Below are 635 nucleotides of genomic sequence, written 5' to 3'. Positions count from 1 at the left end.
TACGTCCACTGGTGGAATCATCATCGCATTCACGGCAGTTTCAACTATCAAACACCCATGGCTAGGCGAGTTATCGCTTAACAAAAAACACTTTATAAATTTTGTACAGAAAAGGGTTGCCTTTTCATGTTATACTAGTCATGAGAAGATTCCTTTTTGGTGAGTGGTGGTACTCTTATCATATCAGGAATCTTCTTTTTTGGTATCTTAGGTCTCACATCAATTGTAACGTAACAAAATTGACAATTTAATTTTTAAAAAAAGTTGTTGACAGAATACATTCTTATGCTGTATGATATAAAAGTTGCTGTTTGAGTAACCAACTGATGAAAAAGTTTTTGAAAAAAACAAGAAAAACTTGTTGACATTTAAAAACACAGCTGTTAGAATAAAGAAGTTGTCTCTTAGGAGGCGATAAGACCTTTGAAAACTGGATAAAGAAACCAAACGTGCGGGTTACATTAAGTAACCTGTCAATAAAAGAAGAAAAAGTCAGATGATATCTGATTGAGTACAGTTCAAATGAGAGTTTGATCCTGGCTCAGGACGAACGCTGGCGGCGTGCCTAATACATGCAAGTGGAACGCATTTATAACAACCGTAGCTTGCTACACTTGATATAAATGAGTCGCGAA

General features: G+C 35.7%; 1 rRNA gene. It reads left to right on the top strand.

Annotated features, from left to right (window positions below):
• Nucleotides 1-518: 518 nt before the first annotated feature.
• Nucleotides 519-635 (top strand): 16S ribosomal RNA (locus ABP870_RS10630); the annotation flags it as partial.

The sequence above is a fragment of the Streptococcus jiangjianxini genome, assembly GCF_040225085.1.
In the GTDB taxonomy this organism is placed as follows: Bacteria; Bacillota; Bacilli; order Lactobacillales; family Streptococcaceae; genus Streptococcus; species Streptococcus jiangjianxini.
This window is presented reverse-complemented; position numbering and strand designations above follow the sequence as displayed.